General features: G+C 75.4%; 15 protein-coding genes. 9 read left to right on the top strand and 6 right to left on the bottom strand.

All coding sequences use genetic code 11. The annotated features are described in order from the left end of the window. Positions 1-38 precede the first annotated feature (38 nt). On the top strand, positions 39-1,526 hold the full coding sequence (locus ACFWVC_RS32880; protein WP_384296235.1) for a rhamnulokinase family protein: 1,488 nt from the start codon (positions 39-41) through the stop codon (positions 1,524-1,526). Between the two features lie 65 nt (positions 1,527-1,591). On the opposite strand, the gene ACFWVC_RS32875 is transcribed toward ACFWVC_RS32880, so the two are convergent. Beyond that, positions 1,592-2,005 carry a hypothetical protein gene (locus tag ACFWVC_RS32875; protein WP_384296164.1) on the bottom strand — a complete coding sequence of 138 codons (414 nt, stop codon included), beginning with the start codon at positions 2,003-2,005 and terminating at the stop codon, positions 1,592-1,594. Between the two features lie 74 nt (positions 2,006-2,079). Here ACFWVC_RS32875 and ACFWVC_RS32870 point away from each other — a divergent pair, with 74 nt between their 5' ends. After that, positions 2,080-3,315, top strand: coding sequence for an MFS transporter (locus tag ACFWVC_RS32870; RefSeq protein ID WP_384296160.1), 1,236 nt, complete (start codon positions 2,080-2,082; stop codon positions 3,313-3,315). 50 nt (positions 3,316-3,365) lie between these two features. Continuing rightward, complete coding sequence (locus ACFWVC_RS32865) at positions 3,366-3,653, top strand: hypothetical protein (RefSeq protein WP_384296156.1); 288 nt, start codon at positions 3,366-3,368, stop codon at positions 3,651-3,653. Between the two features lie 108 nt (positions 3,654-3,761). On the opposite strand, the gene ACFWVC_RS32860 is transcribed toward ACFWVC_RS32865, so the two are convergent. Beyond that, positions 3,762-4,736 (bottom strand): helix-turn-helix transcriptional regulator, encoded by a 975-nt coding sequence (locus tag ACFWVC_RS32860; RefSeq protein WP_384296153.1) that lies wholly within the window; start codon positions 4,734-4,736, stop codon positions 3,762-3,764. Positions 4,737-4,865: 129 nt separating this feature from the next. Here ACFWVC_RS32860 and ACFWVC_RS32855 point away from each other — a divergent pair, with 129 nt between their 5' ends. The 3 genes from ACFWVC_RS32855 (at position 4,866) to ACFWVC_RS32845 (ending at position 9,469) form a co-directional block, all read left to right on the top strand. Next, a complete protein-coding gene (locus tag ACFWVC_RS32855) occupies positions 4,866-7,232 on the top strand; it encodes a SpoIIE family protein phosphatase (RefSeq protein ID WP_384296150.1) in 2,367 nt (788 codons plus the stop codon). A gap of 72 nt (positions 7,233-7,304) precedes the next feature. After that, positions 7,305-8,405, top strand: a complete 1,101-nt coding sequence (locus ACFWVC_RS32850) for a calcium:proton antiporter (protein ID WP_384296148.1) — start codon at positions 7,305-7,307, stop codon at positions 8,403-8,405. A 68-nt stretch (positions 8,406-8,473) separates the two neighbouring features. Then, positions 8,474-9,469: a magnesium and cobalt transport protein CorA gene (locus ACFWVC_RS32845; protein WP_384296146.1), complete on the top strand. Its 996-nt coding sequence runs from the start codon at positions 8,474-8,476 to the stop codon at positions 9,467-9,469. Positions 9,470-9,488: 19 nt separating this feature from the next. Here ACFWVC_RS32845 and ACFWVC_RS32840 read toward each other — a convergent pair whose 3' ends face one another. The 3 genes from ACFWVC_RS32840 to ACFWVC_RS32830 form a co-directional block, all read right to left on the bottom strand. After that, positions 9,489-9,923 carry a hypothetical protein gene (locus tag ACFWVC_RS32840; RefSeq protein WP_384296144.1) on the bottom strand — a complete coding sequence of 145 codons (435 nt, stop codon included), beginning with the start codon at positions 9,921-9,923 and terminating at the stop codon, positions 9,489-9,491. 229 nt (positions 9,924-10,152) lie between these two features. Continuing rightward, on the bottom strand, positions 10,153-11,130 hold the full coding sequence (locus tag ACFWVC_RS32835) for a phosphotransferase family protein (RefSeq protein WP_384296142.1): 978 nt from the start codon (positions 11,128-11,130) through the stop codon (positions 10,153-10,155). 49 nt (positions 11,131-11,179) lie between these two features. Then, positions 11,180-13,426: a phage holin family protein gene (locus tag ACFWVC_RS32830; protein ID WP_384296233.1), complete on the bottom strand. Its 2,247-nt coding sequence runs from the start codon at positions 13,424-13,426 to the stop codon at positions 11,180-11,182. Positions 13,427-13,544: 118 nt separating this feature from the next. Here ACFWVC_RS32830 and ACFWVC_RS32825 point away from each other — a divergent pair, with 118 nt between their 5' ends. Together ACFWVC_RS32825 and ACFWVC_RS32820 are read left to right on the top strand one after the other, a co-directional pair. Then, complete coding sequence (locus ACFWVC_RS32825; RefSeq protein WP_384296140.1) at positions 13,545-14,327, top strand: MBL fold metallo-hydrolase; 783 nt, start codon at positions 13,545-13,547, stop codon at positions 14,325-14,327. A 32-nt stretch (positions 14,328-14,359) separates the two neighbouring features. Beyond that, positions 14,360-15,004, top strand: a complete 645-nt coding sequence (locus ACFWVC_RS32820) for a DedA family protein (protein WP_384296229.1) — start codon at positions 14,360-14,362, stop codon at positions 15,002-15,004. 257 nt (positions 15,005-15,261) lie between these two features. Here the strand turns inward: ACFWVC_RS32820 and ACFWVC_RS32815 are convergent, their stop codons facing one another. Continuing rightward, complete coding sequence (locus ACFWVC_RS32815) at positions 15,262-16,497, bottom strand: aminotransferase class I/II-fold pyridoxal phosphate-dependent enzyme (RefSeq protein ID WP_384296138.1); 1,236 nt, start codon at positions 16,495-16,497, stop codon at positions 15,262-15,264. A gap of 132 nt (positions 16,498-16,629) precedes the next feature. On the opposite strand from ACFWVC_RS32815, the gene ACFWVC_RS32810 reads away from it, so the two are divergent. Next, entirely contained in the window at positions 16,630-16,791 is a 162-nt protein-coding gene (locus tag ACFWVC_RS32810) for a hypothetical protein (protein WP_018560968.1), read from the top strand. Positions 16,792-16,838 lie beyond the last annotated feature (47 nt).

Here is a 16,838-nt window from a genome sequence, read left to right as displayed (position 1 = left end):
CCCCCCACCCCCCCACCGAACACCCCGAGGACCTCCACGTGCCATTCGCCGCCATCGACCTCGGCGCCACCAGCGGCCGCGTCATCCTCGGCCGGGTGGCGCGGGACGGCCTCTCCCTCACCGAGGTGCACCGGTTCGCCAACACGCCGGTGCGCCTGCCCGGCGGACTGCACTGGGACGCGCTCGCCCTCTTCCAGGGCGCGCTGGACGGTCTGCGGCGGGCCGGCGAGCAGTCGGACGGCGTCACGTCGGTAGGCATCGACACCTGGGCCGTCGACTACGGCCTACTCGACTCGGACGGCGCCCTGCTGGGCAACCCGTTCCACTACCGCGACAGCCGTACCGGCACCGTCGCCGAACGCGTCCGGGAGTCGATCGGCGCAGAGCGGCTGTACCGGCTGACCGGGCTGCAGCACCTGCCCTTCAACACCGTCTACCAGCTCGCCGCCGCCTCGGGCACCGCGCAACTGGCCGCCGCGCGGACCCTGTTGCTCGTTCCCGACCTGCTGACCCACTGGCTGACCGGCACGATCGGCGCCGAGGAGACCAACGCCTCCACCACCGGCCTGTTCGACGCCCGCACCGGCACCTGGTCGGCGGAGCTCGCCGGGCGGATCGGCCTCGCGCCCGGGCTGCTGCCGCCGCTGCGCGCGCCGGGCGACCCCGCGGGCACCCTGCTCCCGCACGTCGCCGCCGCCACGGGGCTGCCGGAGGCGACCTCGGTGGTCACCGTCGCCTCGCACGACACCGCGTCCGCGGTGGCCGCCGTCCCGGCCACGGAGCCCGGCTTCGCGTACATCTCCTGCGGCACGTGGTCGCTGGCCGGTCTGGAACTGGACGCGCCCGTGCTCAGCGAGGCCTCCCGCGCCGCCAACTTCACCAACGAGCGCGGGGTGGACGGCACGATCCGCTACCTGCGCAACATCATGGGCATGTGGCTGCTGGAGGAGTGCCGGCGCACCTGGGCCCGGCAGTGGGCCGAGGCTCCGTCCCTGGACGCGCTGCTCCAACAGGCCGCCAGCGCACGGCCGTTCGCCGCCCTCCTCGACCCCGACGACCCCGCCTTCCTGCCGCCCGGCGACATGCCCGCCCGTATCAGGGACTTCTGCCTCCGCACCGGCCAGCGGCCGCCCGAGAGCCCCGGCGCCGTGGTCCGCTGCATCCTGGAGAGCCTCGCCCTCGCCCACCGCCGCACGCTGCGCCAGGCGGCCGCGCTCGCCGACCGCGAGATCACCCACGTCCACATGGTCGGCGGCGGCTCCCGCAACGAGATGTTGTGCCGGCTCACCGCCGACGCCACGGGCCTGCCGGTCGTCGCCGGGCCCGCCGAGGCCACGGCCCTGGGCAACATCCTCGTCCAGGCCCGCGCCCACGGCCTCGTCGGCGACGGCCTCCCCGCCATGCGCGCCCTCGTCGCCGCCACCCAGCCGCTGCGCCGCCACGAACCGGACGGCGACCGGGCGGCGTGGGACGCGGCCGAGGCGAAGGTGGAGGGCTTCGCCGTGGCACGCGCCAACGAAGCCTGACCCGCAGCGCGGCGAACCGGCCCGAGGGCCCGGCAGGCAGGGAAGACAGTCGAGCAGGAGCACCCCTAGGGACCCTCGGCGCCGGCGTCTCCCGCTCGCGCAGCAGCGGCCACCTCCAGCAGGGACCAGCCGTCGGCCTCGATCGCCCTCCGCTCGCCCGGGTGCCACCCCCGGGCCAGTGCCACGTCGAGCAGCGCCCGGACCGCGCCCGGTTCGTGCAGGTTCAGATCGGCACCCCGGAGGAAGCCCACGTCTCCGGAGCCGAGGGGTGCCCCGCCCGGGACGTACCGGTCGGGGCCTTTGGCGAAGACGATGCGCAGCGGGCCGCCGGTGCCGGCCGGCTGCGGGAACAGCGTGAGGATCTGGCGGCAGTCCACGGAACGGCCGTCGTGATCGCTCCGGTGGCTGTGGCGCATCGTCCACAGGTACTCGCGCCCGTCGGCGACCAGCCGGCGCGGTTTCTTCGAACGGCGGGGCACTCGGCCGAGGATACGCGGCGCGCCCGGCCCTCGCTGACAGAAGATGTCAGTGACCGTCCGCACCATCAATGGGTGTGACCACCCACCGTACGCACGCCCTGCTGCTGCCCGCCGTCTTCATCACGTCGCTCGGCAACAACATCCAGTTGATCGCCGCCGCGCTGCTCATCGTGCGGGCCCAGGGGTCGGTGCTGGACGTGGGATGGCTCTTCATCGCCGTCGCCGTGCCGCAGGCGGTGCTCTCCCCGCTGTTCGGTCGGCTGGCCGACCGCTTCGACCGGCGGACGCTCTGGGTGACCTGCGACGCCCTCAGCGCCCTCGCCGCGCTCGCGATGCCGCTGGGGCTGGCGATGGGCGGCCCGCGGAACGCGGTCGTCTACGGCAGCAACTTCGTCCTCGCGGTGATCGCGGCCCTGTTCGTGCCGGTCAGCGCCGCACTCGTCAAGGAACGGGTGCCCGCGAGGGAGTTGCGCCGGTTCAACGCGCACTACGAGATGGCCCTGCAGAGCGGGATGCTGCTGTCGGCGACGGTCGGCGGCGTCGCCCTGCAGTTCTTCGGGGCCACCCCGCTGTGCGTGTTCAACGGGCTCACCTTCGCGGGCTCCGCGGTGCTCGTACTGGCGACCGGGCGCAGCCGGCGGCGGGTCGTCGCCCCGCAGGCCGCGACCGGTGCCCCGTCCCCGGCGGCGCCCGCCCGGTCGCCGCTGGGTCCGGTGATCATGCTGTATGCACAGGGCAGCGTGGTCGTCACCGTCTTCAACGCGCTCATGCCGGTCCTCGTCATCGCCGATCTGCACCGGGGCCCGGCCGTCGTCGGCGTGATCGACGCGCTCGGCGGCGCCGGCTTCCTGCTCGCGGCGGCGGCCTACCGGGTCACCGGCGCGCGCCTCGGCGATCTGCGGCTCGCCCTGGCCGGCTTCCTGTTCTGCAACGTCCTGTTCGCGATCCAGCCGCGGTTCGGCGTGACAGGGCTGCTCCTGCTCGTCCCGCTCGGCGCGTTCCTCTTCGGACAGGCCCGCATCGCCTCCCGCACCCTGCTCATGGCCTCGGTCGAGGAGCACCGCGTGGGCCGCGCCTTCGGCGCCGCCAACGGCTGGGGACTCGCCGCGACCGTCGCCGTCATGCTCGCCACCGCCACGGTCACGGCCCGCGCCGGCACCGCGGCGGGCTTCGCTGCCGTCGCCGTCGTCAGCGCCCTCGCCGCCCTCGCCTCCGCGACCTGGCTCCGCGCGGCCCGCCGATCCCCGCACTCCCCCAAGCCCCTCCCGACCACCCCCACGCCCGACCTCGCGGACCGCCACCCGGCCTGAACGGCCAGGCGCGGCGCCCGCCCCGGCCGACCACGGTCGGGGAACACCGCGTGGGCCGCGCCTCCGACGTCGCCAGCGACTGGGGTCCCGCCGCGACCATCGCCGGCATGCCGGCCACCGCCGCGGGCTTCGCGGCCGTCGCCGCCGTCAGCGCCCTCGTCTCGCTCGCTTCCGCGGCGTGGCTCCGCGCGGCCCGCCCCCAAGACCCTTCCGACCACCCCCACCGCCGACCTCGCGGACCGACACCCCCCTCAAACGGCCAGGCGCGGCGCCCGTCCCGGCCGACCACGGCCGAGAAACACCGCGTGGGCCGCGCCTCCGGCGTCGCCGGCGACTGAGGGCCCGCCTGCCCCCGCAGCCTCCGCCTCCGCGGACCGGCACCCCCAAGACCCTCCCGGCCACCCCCGCAGACCGACACCCCGCCCGAACGGCCGGTCGCAGCCGGCTCAGCCGGCCCCGTACAGCGCGGCCAGGCCGCGCGCCGAGCCGACGAGCAGTTCGCGCAGCGGGAGGGGTTCGAGGACTTCGAGGTCGGGGCCGAGCCGGAGGAACTCGCTGTGGGCGTGGCCGAGGGATTCGATCGGGACGCGGGCGCGGACCCAGCCGTCGCCGTCGGGCTCGCCGCGTTCGGCGACCGCCCGCACGACGGCGTGCGACAGCAGCGAGGGCAGGCGCTCCGCACCGCGCGGGGAGAGCCGGATCAGCGCCTCGCCCTGGTGGAGCCGGGCGTGGAAGTCGGCGAGGTAGGAACGCCAGTACGCCGCCAGGTCGAAGCCGGCCTCGGGTTCGAAGCCCTCGGCGAGGGCGTCGACGGCCAGGATCTGGTCGACGCGGTAGGTGCGCAGGCCACCGTCGCCGCGGGCGACGACGTACCAGCGGCCGGCCTTGAGGACCAGGCCGTACGGCTCCAGGCGGCGCTCGGTCTCGGCGGGCTCGCGCCAGCGGCGGTAGCGCACCCGCACCGCCCGCCGGTTCCAGACCGCGTCGGCGACGGCGGGCAGATGCGGGGTCTCCTCGCCGGGGCTGTACCAGCCCGGGGCGTCGAGGTGGAAGCGCTCGCGTATCCGCTCCGCGGACTCCCGCAGCGCCGGCGGCAGGGCGGCGCTGAACTTCAGCCGGGCCGTCGCCGCGGCCTCGCCGAGCCCGAGCTGCGCGGCGGGGTCGGGCAGCGCGGCGAGGAACCACGCCTGCGTCTCCTGCGCGGTCAGCCCCGTGAGCCGGGTGCGGTAGCCGTCGAGCAGCCGGTAGCCGCCCTCGGGTCCGGCGTCGCCGTACAGGGGTATGCCCGCCTCGTGCAGCGACTCCACGTCGCGGTAGATCGTGCGGACGGACACCTCCAGTTCGTCGGCCAACTGCCGGGCGGTGAGCCGGCCTCGTGCCTGGAGGAGCAGGAGGAGGGAGACCAGCCGGCTGGCGCGCATGGCAGCAGTATCGGTGCCGACACCGACACCGGACTGGCCCCGGTCCCCCGGCGCCGACCGATTTGATGGCCCCCGGCGGAGCGCGCACTCTGGAGTTGGGACACTTCGACGGGTGTGTGATCGACGACGATGAACGAAAGCGGCGGCCCCGGGGGCCCGGCCGGCACGGCCGTGGTGGTGGTCGGTGCGCGGGGGACGGTCACCGCCTGGAGCGAGGGGGCCCGCCTGCTGCTCGGCCACTCGTCCGCCGAGGCCGTGGGCCGGCCGGCGGCGGAGATCTTCGGCCCGGAGCCGCCGGCGCTCGACCGTGAGTGGCACGGCCCGGCGACCGTGCGCCACCGGGACGGACACCCGCTGGATCTGGAGCTCCGGGTCAGCCCGGCCCTCGACGGCGACGCCGAGCCGTGCGGCTGTGTGATCACCGCCGCCCCGGAGGCGGCAGACGACGCCCTGGTGCGGTGGGCGTTCGAGCAGGCCTCGGTGTCCATGTCCCTGTACGACAGCGGCCTGCGGCACCGGCGGCTCAACCGGCTCGCGCTGGGGGCCATGGGGGACGTTCCCGAGGACACGCTGCGCGGCACCCCGTACCAGGAGATCGTCCCGGAAGAGGAGAGCCGGCGCGGCTACGGCGACCACCTGCGCCAGGTCGCCGAGACGGGGCGGGCCATGCACTACGAGTGCTACTCGCGCGACCCGGCCTCGCGGCGCGACTACGCCTGGAACACCGACATGTGGCCGGTCCGGGATCCCCGGGGGCGGGTCCGGGGGGTGGCGGTCGCGGCGTTCGACAGCACCGCCCAGTTCTGGGCGCGGCAGCGGCTGGCGCTGCTCAACGAGGCGGGCGCCGCCATCGGCACCACCTTGGACGTGGTCCGCACCGCCGACGAGCTGGCGGGGCTGGCCGTGCCGCGGCTGGCCGACTTCGTGAGCGTGGACCTGCTGGACTCCGTGCTGCACGGAGAGGAGCCGCCGCCGGGCCCCGTCGACACGGCGGTGGTGCTGCGCCGGGTGGCGCACCGCGCGCGGACCGACGGGACGCCGTTCGCCGCCGTGGAGCTGGGCGAGGTGGACACCTATCCCGAGTTCTCCCCGCCGGCGCGCTGTCTGGCCGAGGGCCGCGCGGTACTCAGCCAGGTGGGGAACGTCGACTTCTCCCTGTGGGTGGCGCAGAACGCGCTGCGCGACGCCAAGGTGCGCCAGCACGGCCTTCACACCGTGATGGCGGTGCCCCTGATGGCCCGCGGGATCACGCTGGGCGTGGCGATCTTCGCCCGCGGCACCCGGCCCGAGGGCTTCATCGACGACGACATGACACTCGCCGAGGAGCTGGCCGGGCGGGCCGCGGTCTGCGTCGACAACGCCCGCCGCTTCACCCGCGAGCACGGCACGGCCCTGGCTCTGCAACGCAGCCTGCTGCCGCAGCGGCTCGGCGACCAGCCCGCGGTGGAGGTCGCGTCCCGCTATCTGCCGGCCGGCTCCCAGGCGGGGGTGGGGGGCGACTGGTTCGACGTCATCCCGCTGTCCGGCACCCGGGTCGCGCTGGTCGTCGGCGACGTGGTCGGCCACGGCATCCACGCCTCCGCCACCATGGGCCGGCTCCGCACCGCGGTGCGGACCCTGGCGGACGTGGACCTGCCGCCCGACGAGCTGCTCACCCACCTCGACGACCTCGTGGTCCATTTGAACTCGGGGGACGAACTCCCCGAGGAAAGCGGCCAGGGGACCACCACCGAGGTCGGCGCGACCTGCCTGTACGCGGTGTACGACCCCATCTCCCGGCGGTGCTCGCTGGCCAGCGCCGGGCACCCGTCGCCCGTGCTGCGGCTGCCCGACGGGACGGTGGACGTGGTCCCGGTCTCCGCGGGCCCTCCGCTGGGCGTCGGCGGGCTGCCCTTCGAGGCGACGGAACGGGAGCTGCCCGAGGGCAGCGTCCTCGCCCTCTACACCGACGGCCTGATCGAGAGCCGCGACTTCGACCTGGACGCGGGCCTGGCACGGCTGCGCGGTGCGCTCGCGGCTCCCGCCCCCACCATCGAGTCGGCCTGCGACACGATCCTGAAGTCGCTCCCGCCGGACCGGCCGGTCGACGACGTGGCGCTGCTGCTGGCCCGTACCCGGGCGCTGAACACCGCCCAGGTCGCCGTCTGGGACGTGCCCTCCGACCCCGCGCGCGTGGCCGAGACCCGGCAGGCCACGGCGGAACTGCTGCGCGGCTGGGGCATGGAGGAGGCGGTGCACGTCACCGAGCTCGTGGTGAGCGAGCTGGTCACCAACGCCATCCGGCACGGGTCGCCGCCGGTCCAGCTGCGGATCATCCGCGACCGCTGCCTCATCTGCGAGGTCTCCGACGGCAGCAACACCGCCCCGCATCTGCGCAGGGCCCGCTCGGACGACGAGGGCGGCCGCGGCCTGCTGCTGGTCGCGCAGCTGACGCAGGCGTGGGGGACGCGGCAGGCGGCGACCGGCAAGACCATCTGGGCCGAGCAGACGCTGTAGCCCCGACCGGGCGCGGGGGTTTCCGGCCGCGTCCGCGTCGCGCCCGCCCTGACGAGGTGTCAGACTCGGCCCATGATCGCCCGTCCCCGTGTGGCCGTCCTGCGCTGGACGGTCGTCGTACCGGTGCTCTCGGTCGTGGTGCTGGCTCTCACCTGGGGCCGGTCGCTGCCGGTGGCGGTGGTCGTCGTGGTGGCCCTCTTCCTGGCGGTGGCGGTGCTCGCGGCCGTGCACCACGCGGAGGTGGTGGCACACCGGGTGGGCGAGCCGTTCGGCTCGCTGGTGCTCGCGGTGTCGGTGACGGTCATCGAGGTGGCGCTGATCCTCACGCTGACGGCGGACGGCGGCCCGAAGAGCGCGGGGCTCGCCCGGGACACCGTCTTCGCGGCGGTGATGATCACCTGCAACGGCATCCTCGGTCTCTGCCTGCTCGTGGGGGCGCTGCGCCGCCGGGTGGCGGTCTTCCATCCGGAGGGGACCGGGGCCGCCCTGGGATCCGTGGCGACCCTGGCGACGCTCAGCCTCGTCCTGCCGACCTTCACCACCAGCGCGCCCGGACCGCGGTTCTCCACGACCCAGCTCGCCTTCGCCGCGCTCGCCTCGCTGGTGCTGTACGGGCTGTTCGTGGCCACCCAGACGGTGCGCCACCGCGACTACTTCCTGCCGGTGACCTCGACCGGCCGGGTCATCACGGACGACGAGCACTCCGAGCCGCCGACCACCCGGGCCGCGCTGTTCAGCCTGGCGCTGCTGGGCGTCGCGCTGATCGCGGTGGTGGGCCTGGCCAAGGTGGAGGCCCCGACGATCGAGCGCGGCGTGGCGGTCGCCGGACTGCCCTCCTCCTTCGTGGGCGTGGTCATCGCGTTGCTGGTGCTGCTGCCGGAGACGATCGCCGCGGTGCGCGCCGCCGCCCGGGACCGGGTGCAGACCAGCCTCAACCTCGCGCTCGGCTCCGCGATGGCGAGCATCGGGCTGACCATCCCGGCGGTGGCGGTGGCCTCGTTCTGGATGCCCGGTCCCCTGATCCTGGGGCTCGGTGCCACGCACATGGTGCTGCTGGCGATCACGGTCGCCGTGGGGACGCTGACGGTGGTCCCGGGCCGGGCCACGCCCCTGCAGGGCGGGCTGCACCTGTCGCTGCTGGCGGCCTATGTGGTGCTGGCCATCAGTCCCTGACGCTCTTTTGACCTTGGCCGGGGCATGAAGACGCCGGGCCGAAGCAGGCGTGGGTGATGGAGTGCGTGGTGTACCAGGAGCGTTCGGGCAGAGCCGAGCGGGTGGAGTGCGAGGAGTGCGGCGGCCCGGACGCGCCGGACGAGGTGTGCGAGGCGGCGCTGAAGCGCCTGGCGGATCTGGGCGAGGGGGAGTTCGGCTGGGTGCACCTGGTCGACCCCGCGGAGCACGTCGTGGCGCGGCTCGCCGAACCCCTGGGGCTGCACGCCCTGGCGGCCGAGGACGCCGTCCAGGCGCACCAGCGTCCCAAGCAGGAGCGGTACGGCGACGTGCTGGCGGTGGCGCTCAAGACGCTGTGGTACCTGCCGGACGACGTGGCGGTCGAGACCGGCGAGATGATGCTGTTCATCGGCCCGCGCTTCGTCCTGACGGTGCGCCACGGCTCGGCCGACCCCGCCGCCGAGGCCGCCCGGCGGCTCCGGGAGGACACCACGACGCTGCGCTTCGGCCCGCCCGCGGTGCTGCACGCGCTGCTCGACGTCGTGGTGGACGGCTACGGGGACGCCGCGGAGAAGATGCGCGACAGCCTCAGCAGCCTGGAACGCAGGGTCTTCTCCACCGCGCGCGAGGACATCGCCGGGGAGATCTACTCCCTCAAGCGGGAGGTGCTGGAGTTCCGCGACGCGGTGCAGCCGCTCGTCGAAGTGGTCCAGTCCTTCGCCGGGCCGCTCGCGGGGTGGCCGCGGGAGGCGAAGCCGTACTTCCGCGACGTGGACGACCATCTGCGCCGTGTCGACACCGAGCTCCGCTCCCTGGACGAGCTGATGAACTCGGTGCTCGGCGCCCATCTCGCCCGGGTCGGCACCTGGCAGAACGACGACATGCGCCGGATCTCGGCGTGGGCGGCGATCCTGGCCGTACCGACCATGGTGGCCGGGGTGTACGGCATGAACTTCGCGCACATGCCCGAGCTCGGCTGGTCCTTCGGCTACCCGCTGGCCGTGGGGGTGATGGCGGCCGGCGCGGGACTGCTGTACCGGGCCTTCCGGCGCAACGGCTGGCTCTGAGCCGCCGCGCGCGCAGCCGCTACAGCGAGTTCGCCACGACCCGGCCCGCCATCACGGCCTCCACGAAGGACTCGGGCGGCGCGTAGTGGTGGGTCAGGACGTAGTGGGCGACCATGTCCGGGGCGATGAGCCAGGTGTCCGCGCCGGTCAGGACCCGGACCTCGCCGTGGCCGACGAGGATGCGCTCGCGTCCCCGGGTGACGGTGACGGGCTGCGGCCGCCGCCCGCCCCCGAAGAAGCGGCGGCGGCACAGCCCGCAGCCGTGCCAGCCGCGGGTGATGGCGAAGCGGTGGTCACGGCAGAGCGCGAACAGCCGGTCGGCGAAGCCCTCGTCGGGCTCGGCACGTGGAAAGGGGTGGGCCGGGTCGAGCCATCCGACGGCGCGCGCGGAGACCTCGGGCGGAATCGTTTCTGTGAAATAAGCGTACGAACTCAGGTCCTCGTAGTACGTCATGCCGCCCCTCCGCGGGCTCCGCGCCGAGCGCGGTACCGATCAACCGCGGGCAAGCGTCCAGCACGGAGGCCGCCGGGTCAATCACCCGTTCGCGCGGCGCGTCCCGCCCTGGTCCCGCGGGAACACGGCGCCCCGGCGGGCAGCGGCGTCGTCGGCGCCCGCGAACGGCCCGCCAGGAGAACCCCAAAGAGATCACGGGCGGACTGATGTCCCCACCGCGCCGGCCGCTTCACGCCGGGCGGGAGGCACCGCCGGCCTCGTCGAAGGTCCCGAGCGCGGCGAACCTGGCGGCCAGGTCGTCGACCCACTGCACCGGCGTTCGCCTGTCCGGCAGCGGGACCCCGGCCTCGGCCCGCCACAGCGCGTCGCCGAGGACGGTGCGCAGATGCCAGGCCATCAGCCGGTCGACGTCCAACGACGTGCCGGCCGCCTCCTCGTAGTGCGCCACGGTCGCGGCGAACAGTTCGACGCCGCAGTCCGCCGGGAGGCAGCGCAGGTCGAACTCGGGCTCGCCGACGCCCACGGTCTCCAGGTCGATGAGCAGGCGCAGCCGGAGCGCCTCCCCGTCCCCGTCCCACAAGTGGTTGTCGCCGTGGAAGTCGCCGTGCACGAGCACGGTCCGGCCCCGCGCCGCGAGCACCGTGTCGGCCCAGTCGCACCAGGACAGCACCCGGGCCCGCTGGTCGGACCGGACCAGTGCCCCGAAACGGGCGCGGAGCACATCCGTCGTGGCGGGCGCCGCCGGCTCCGGGAGCGGGCCCAGGGCCTCGCTGACCGCCCGCAGTGTCGCCGGACGGTGAAGTTCGGCGAGGACCGCGGCCAGGTCCCTCGCGGCACCGTCCCGTTCGGCGGGCCCGATCCGGTGCCGCACGTCGAAGAACGGTGCCGCCGGCACCCAGCGCAGGACCAGCATCGCCGGATCGTGGGAGGCCGCCACCACGGCGGGCAGCGGCAGCCGGGGGGCCGCCTTCCCGAGGGCGTCGAGGATCCGCGCCTGATGGCAGACCCGCAGCGCGGCCGGGCGGGACCAGGCGAACTTCACGACGAACCGGCCGTCCACCACGGCACTCGCCGAGCACCACTGCGGGTCGTCGCTCGGTTCGAGCCCTCTCGGCACGATGGTGCCCTCGGCGAGATCCGGTGCCACCGCGCGCAGCGCGGCCCGCAGCGCGTCCACGGTCGGTTCGCCGAGCCAGGTGGGTTCCACTCCGGCAGTATGACCGCCCGAACCGGGCGAAGCGGGCGGAATCCGGTGGTCAGCCGGTGATCCGCTGCGCGTCCTTCCCCGGTTCCGGCGTGCGCACCGCGGTCTCCGTGCGCGGCGCCGGCAGGGTGCCCTTACGGCCCAGCCAGTCGCTGAACAGTTCGTGCACCGCCCGCGCGCCCACCAGACGCTCGTCGGGGCCCGGCCCCTCCAGCTCGTAGGGGTGCAGCAGGAAGGCGCGGCTCTGGTCGCCCCCCAGCCCGCCGTGCGAGCCGACCTGCTCCTCGAAGGCGTGCACCGCGTGCGTCACCGGGTCGTACGCGGAGTTGACCATGATGTCCGCCGCGTGCGGGAAGCGTGCGGCGCGCCGCACGGCCGCGGCCGCGCGCGGACCGAACGGCGCCAGCGGGTCGGGGGCGGTGACGCGGCCGCTCTCCAGCTCGTGCTCCCCGCCCCCGGGACCCAGGACCAGCGGCCCGCGCTCGGTGTCCTGGACCAGGAGGAAGCCGATCCCCGGGTGTTCGGCGAGCGTCCGCAGCAGCGCGGGGTGACGGGCCTCGATCCCTGCCCGGTCCGCGCGGCCGGGGAGGTCCGGGAAGGAGATCAGCCCGAGGTTGCCGGAGGCCAGCACCACCGGGTCCGAGGACGGTCCTGCGGTCGCGTGCTCCTCCTCGGTGTGCCGGCCCCACTCCGGGCGGTTCAGCGCGGCGCGCGCGGCGGCCCGCGCCTCGGCACCGCTCACCGTGCGCCGGGCCCGGCGCCGCACCGGCAGCCCGCACCCGGCGCGGACCAGGTCCTTCAGGGTCAGGCCGTACGCGCTCTCGAAGGTCTCGCCGTGGCTCTGCCCGTGGTCGGACAGCAGTACCAGCCGGTAGGGGCGGGGGGCGTACCGCGAGGCGTCCGCGATCATCCCGATGACCCGGTCCAGGCGGCGGAGCACCCGCATGGCGTCCCGGCTGCGGGGACCGGAGTGATGGGCGACCTCGTCGTAGGCGACCAGGTCCGCGTAGACGGCGGCGCGCCCGGCGAGCATGTCGCCGACCACCGCCGCCGCCGCGACATCGCGTTCGACGACCGTCGCGAAGGCCCGCAGGAACGGGTAGAGCCCGCCGCGCCGCACCCGCGGGCGGTCGCCCCGCAGCCGGGCGGCGCCGGACTCGCAGATCTCCCGCACCACCTCGGCCAGGAAGGACACGGCGGTGCGCACGGCGTTGGCCGGGTCGGAGAAGTACGCGAAGTATCCGATGCGCGAGCGGGTCGCCCGCACCCGGGCGGTCCGTGCCGCGGCACCGGCGGCGTCCCGTCCCCGGCTCCGGGAGACCCGGGCGGCCGAGGCGGCGAGGGTGCGCGCCATCGCCAGCCGGTCGGCGGAGAAGCGCCGCCGCCGGGTCGAGACCGACATCACCAGGGCGAGTTGCTCGGCGCCGCCGCTGAAGAGGTTGCCGCGGCTGGCGCCGTCCGGGGCGAGCAGACCGGGGCGGCCGGTGCGGGCGACGGCGCGCCGCTCCAGCTCGGCGGCGCAGGACGGCCGGTTGCAGACCATCACCTGCCCCGTCTCCTTCTCGTACCAGCGGAAGGCCGGCACGTCCTCGTCGGAGCCGTGCAGGATCGCCAGCTGGCTCGCCCCGGTCTGGCTGCTCCAGTCCGTGATCCAGGGCACCAGGCGGTGACTGCTGTCCAGCCACCGCGCCACCGTCTCCATCGCGGGCGGCCGCGCCCGGCCCTTGCCGGGCATCGGCCGCACGGCCTCGCGCAGCACGTCGTGCCCGACCCCGTCCAGCTGCACGAAGACGAAGCCCGGTTCCCGGTCCCCGCCCGTGTCGCCGTCGTCAGTGCCCAGCAGCCTGCGGCGGCGGCCCGCCAGGCGGGCGAGCCGGCGCCCGTACGCCGCGTCGTCGCGGATCGCGAGCGCCGTACTGGTCGCGGAGGAGGCCGCCGACATCACGGCGGCGATGAGGACGGCCGTCGCGGGACTGATGTCGCCCTGCCACTCCGGGGTGAAGCGGAAGGCGATCAGCAGCAGGGAGCCGTTGAGGAAGAACACCAGCAGGCCGAGCACCAGCGCGGGCACCAGCAGCACCGCGCGTACCAGCACCGGCCAGACCAGCGCGCTGAGCAGACCGAACGCCCCCGCCGCGACGGCCGCCGTGATGGCGATACGGGTCGGGCTGTCGCCGCCGGGCGACTGGATGCGGAAGTCCGGCAGGATCCCGGCGAGCGCGGCCATGGTCGCCGTCGACACCGCCCAGACCAGCAGTACGCGGGCGACCGTGTACCCGGCGGCCCGCCACCGATGCACCACGGCCCACCTCACCTCACGTCCGAACGGCTTTCGACACCCCCAAGACTGACACAGCCCCTCCGGCGCATCGCAGGCGCGCCGGAGCATAGGCTCGGGGCGAGGCGAGGAGGCGGGAGTGGCGGTCGAGATCACCTGGTGGGGTCATGCGACGGTGACCGTGCGGGACTCCGGGGTGCGGGTGCTGACCGATCCGCTCCTCGTTCCCCGCCTCGCGCACCTGCGCAGACGGCGCGGAGCCGTCCCGCCGCCCGGCGCGGCGCTGGCGGATGTGGCGCTCGTCTCACACCTGCACGCGGACCATCTGCACACCGGATCGCTGGCCCGGCTCGCCCGGGGCACCCGGGTCCTGGTGCCGCGCGGCGCGTCCGCGGCCGTGCCACGGCTGCGGCGGCTCGCGAACGACCTGCGGCTGGACGTCACCGAGGTCGTCCCCGGCGACAAGGCGCGGGTGGGCGAGCTGACCGTGCGCGTGGTGCCCGCGGCGCACGACGGACGGCGGCTGCCCTACGGCCCGGAGCGCTCGCCCGCGCTCGGCTATGTGCTGGAGGGCGAGGAGCGCACCTACTTCGCCGGGGACACCGGGCTCTTCGACACCATGGCCGAGGAGGTCGGGCCCTGCGACGCCGCCCTCCTGCCGGTCGGCGGCTGGGGCCCGTTCCTGGGCAGCGGGCACCTGAACCCGGCGCGCGCCGCCGAGGCGCTCGCCCGGCTGGCACCGCGCGTGGCGGTGCCGATCCATTACGGCACGTACTGGCCGATCGGCATGGACGCCGTACGCCCCCACGAATTCCACTCCCCCGGCGACGAGTTCGCCCGCCTGGCGGGTGATGTCGCGCCGCGGGTGGCGGTGCACCGGCTGGACCACGGGGAGACCCTGCGGCTGGAGGCGGCCCGGTGAACGGCCTCAGCGGACTGGGCGAACTAGGCGGCCTGGTGCACCTGGCCCAGCAGACCTCCGGGGGGTCCACCCGGCAGGCCGTGGGCTACCCCTCGCTCTTCCTGCTCGTCGTCCTGGGCTCCCTGGTGCCCGTGGTGCCGACCGGGGCGCTGGTCAGCGGCGCGGCAGTCGTGGCCTTCCACGAGACCGCGCCGTTCTCACTGGCGCTGGTCTTCGTCGTCGCCTCCGGTGCCGCCTTCCTGGGCGACATCGCCCTGTACTGGCTCGGCCACCGCGGTGTGCACTCCCGCAACGGTTCGCGCTGGCTGCGGCGGCTCCAGGACCGCGCCGACCCCGGGCACCTGGCCGACGCCCAGCGCCGGCTGGACGAGCACGGGGTGGCCGTCCTCGTCCTGTCCCGGCTCATCCCCGCGGGACGCATCCCCGTCATGCTCGCCTGCCTCCTCGCCGAGATGCCCCCGCGCCGCTTCGCCCGCGGCGACATCCCCGCGTGCCTGGCCTGGGCGGGGGCCTACCAGCTCATCGGCATCCTCGGCGGCTCCCTCTTCCCCGAGCCCTGGCAGGGCGTCGCCGTCGCCGTCGCCCTCACCTTCGCCGTGGCCGCCGCCCCCCAGCTGTGGCGCCGCCTGCGCCCACACTCCGACACACCGGACCCGCACGACGCCTCCGCGGGCTGACGGGGCGCGCCCAGCGCCGCCAGGCGGCACGGGAAGGCGCGGACCCTGGCGCGCCACGACCCGGCCCACGCCGGCACCCCGCCCAACAGGAGGCCACCACCACGACGAGACCGCCGAGCATCGACAACGCCGAAGGCGGCGGGGGAACCCGGCCGACCCGGCGCGGCGGGCCGCCGCACCGCACACCCGGCGGCGCCTGGGCCTGCGCCGCGCCCCGTACCCGGGCGGGGTCCGCCGGCCGCTGAGCACTCCCCGCGTCAGCGGGCCGCCGTGGCGAGAGTCCCCAGGACGGACGCGAAGGCGTCGACGGCGGCGGCGACGTGGGGCAGGGCGAGCGGCGCGGGGGAATCCAGGGCGGCACGGCGCTGGGTGTCGTCGCTGCCGTGCAGCGGCCCGGTGCCGATGCGGACGCGGAGGGCGGCCGGGTCGTCGCCGAAGCGGTGAGCGCCGGGGACGGGCTGCCCGAGGCGTTCGGTGAGGAGTGCCTCCAGGCCGGCGGCGTCGGTGACGCCGGCCGTGGTGAGTCCGGAGCGCAGCGGGCTGAAATCCGCGTAGAGCTGGAAGCCCGCCTCGGGCGGACGGGACACGACCCCGGCGCGGGCCATGACCTCGAATGCCGCCTCGGCCATGGCGGTGTGGAGGCGGTTGGCCGCCGTCAGGTGCGCGCGGACCTCGGGAGGCTCCGACAGGGCGTGGGCGGCCGCGTCGGCGACCGCGCCGGGCAGCAGGGCGCGCAGGTCGGCGCACCGCCTCAGGACCTCGGTCCGCAGGCTCGCGCCCTGCTCGGTGGCGGGGAAGCGGACGACGGCCGCGGGCCAGCCCGGCGGGGCCAGGGCCGCGCCGAGATCGCCGATGACGACCGTCCGCGCGGGCAGCATCTCGGCCGGGGAGAGCAGCACTGTCTCGTGCGGCCGGTGCACGGTGTCGCCGTACGTCTCGTCGGACACGACCAGCAGGCCGGCCTCCTCCGCGGCCTCGCACACCTCGTGCAGCAGCTCCGGCGGGGTCACCGTGCCGCTGGGGTCGTCCGCCGCCGCCAGGACCACCACCCGCGGCTCCGCGCCGTCCTCGCGGGCCCGCCGCACCGCCTCCAGCAGCGTGAAGGGATCGGGCGCGCCGCCGCCGCCCGCCGGGGTCGGCACGGCGACCGGGCGGCGGCCCAGCAGCCGCACGAGCGGTGCGTGCCAGGCGGCGCCGGGCCGGGCGACCACGACGTCCCCGCCGACCGCCGCCAGCAGGGCAAGCAGCAGGGGTTCCGCGCCCGGCCCGGCGAGGGTCTGCGCGGCGTCCGTCGGCAGCCCGCGGCGGTCCCAGTAGCCCGCGGCGGCGGCCCGGACCGCCGCGCCGCCGCCCGGCGGTTCCGCGGCCGAACGCCCCGGCAGGCCCGCGGCGATGCGCTCCGACCAGTAGGCGGGGACCGGCAGTCCGGGGTCGGGGCGGCCGGCGTACGGCGCGGCGCGGCCGGCCGGGGCGGGCGGGGACGTCCGCTGCATCCGTGCCTCCGGTGGTGGGGTCGGGCCTTCCGTCACCCTCGCACGCCGTACCCGCCTCGCGCCCCCTCTGCGCGCGATTCGCACTGCGTATCCCAGGGGATCGAGGGCAACCGGATTCAAGGAGGTGTTTCCATGGTCCCGCTTCTGCTCGTTCTGCTCCTCGCCCTGGTGCTCTTCGGGGCGGGTTTCGCCGTCAAGATCCTTTGGTGGGTGGCTCTGGTCGTCCTGGTGCTGTGGCTGCTCGGTTTCGTGGCCCGCAGCGGATCCGGCGGATCACGCTGGTACCGGTGGTAGACGACGCTCCCCGGAATCGGACGTGGGGCGTGCGACGGCCGTTCGGC

This window comes from Streptomyces sp. NPDC058691 (assembly GCF_042714775.1).
Classification (GTDB): domain Bacteria; phylum Actinomycetota; class Actinomycetes; order Streptomycetales; family Streptomycetaceae; genus Actinacidiphila.
This window is presented reverse-complemented; position numbering and strand designations above follow the sequence as displayed.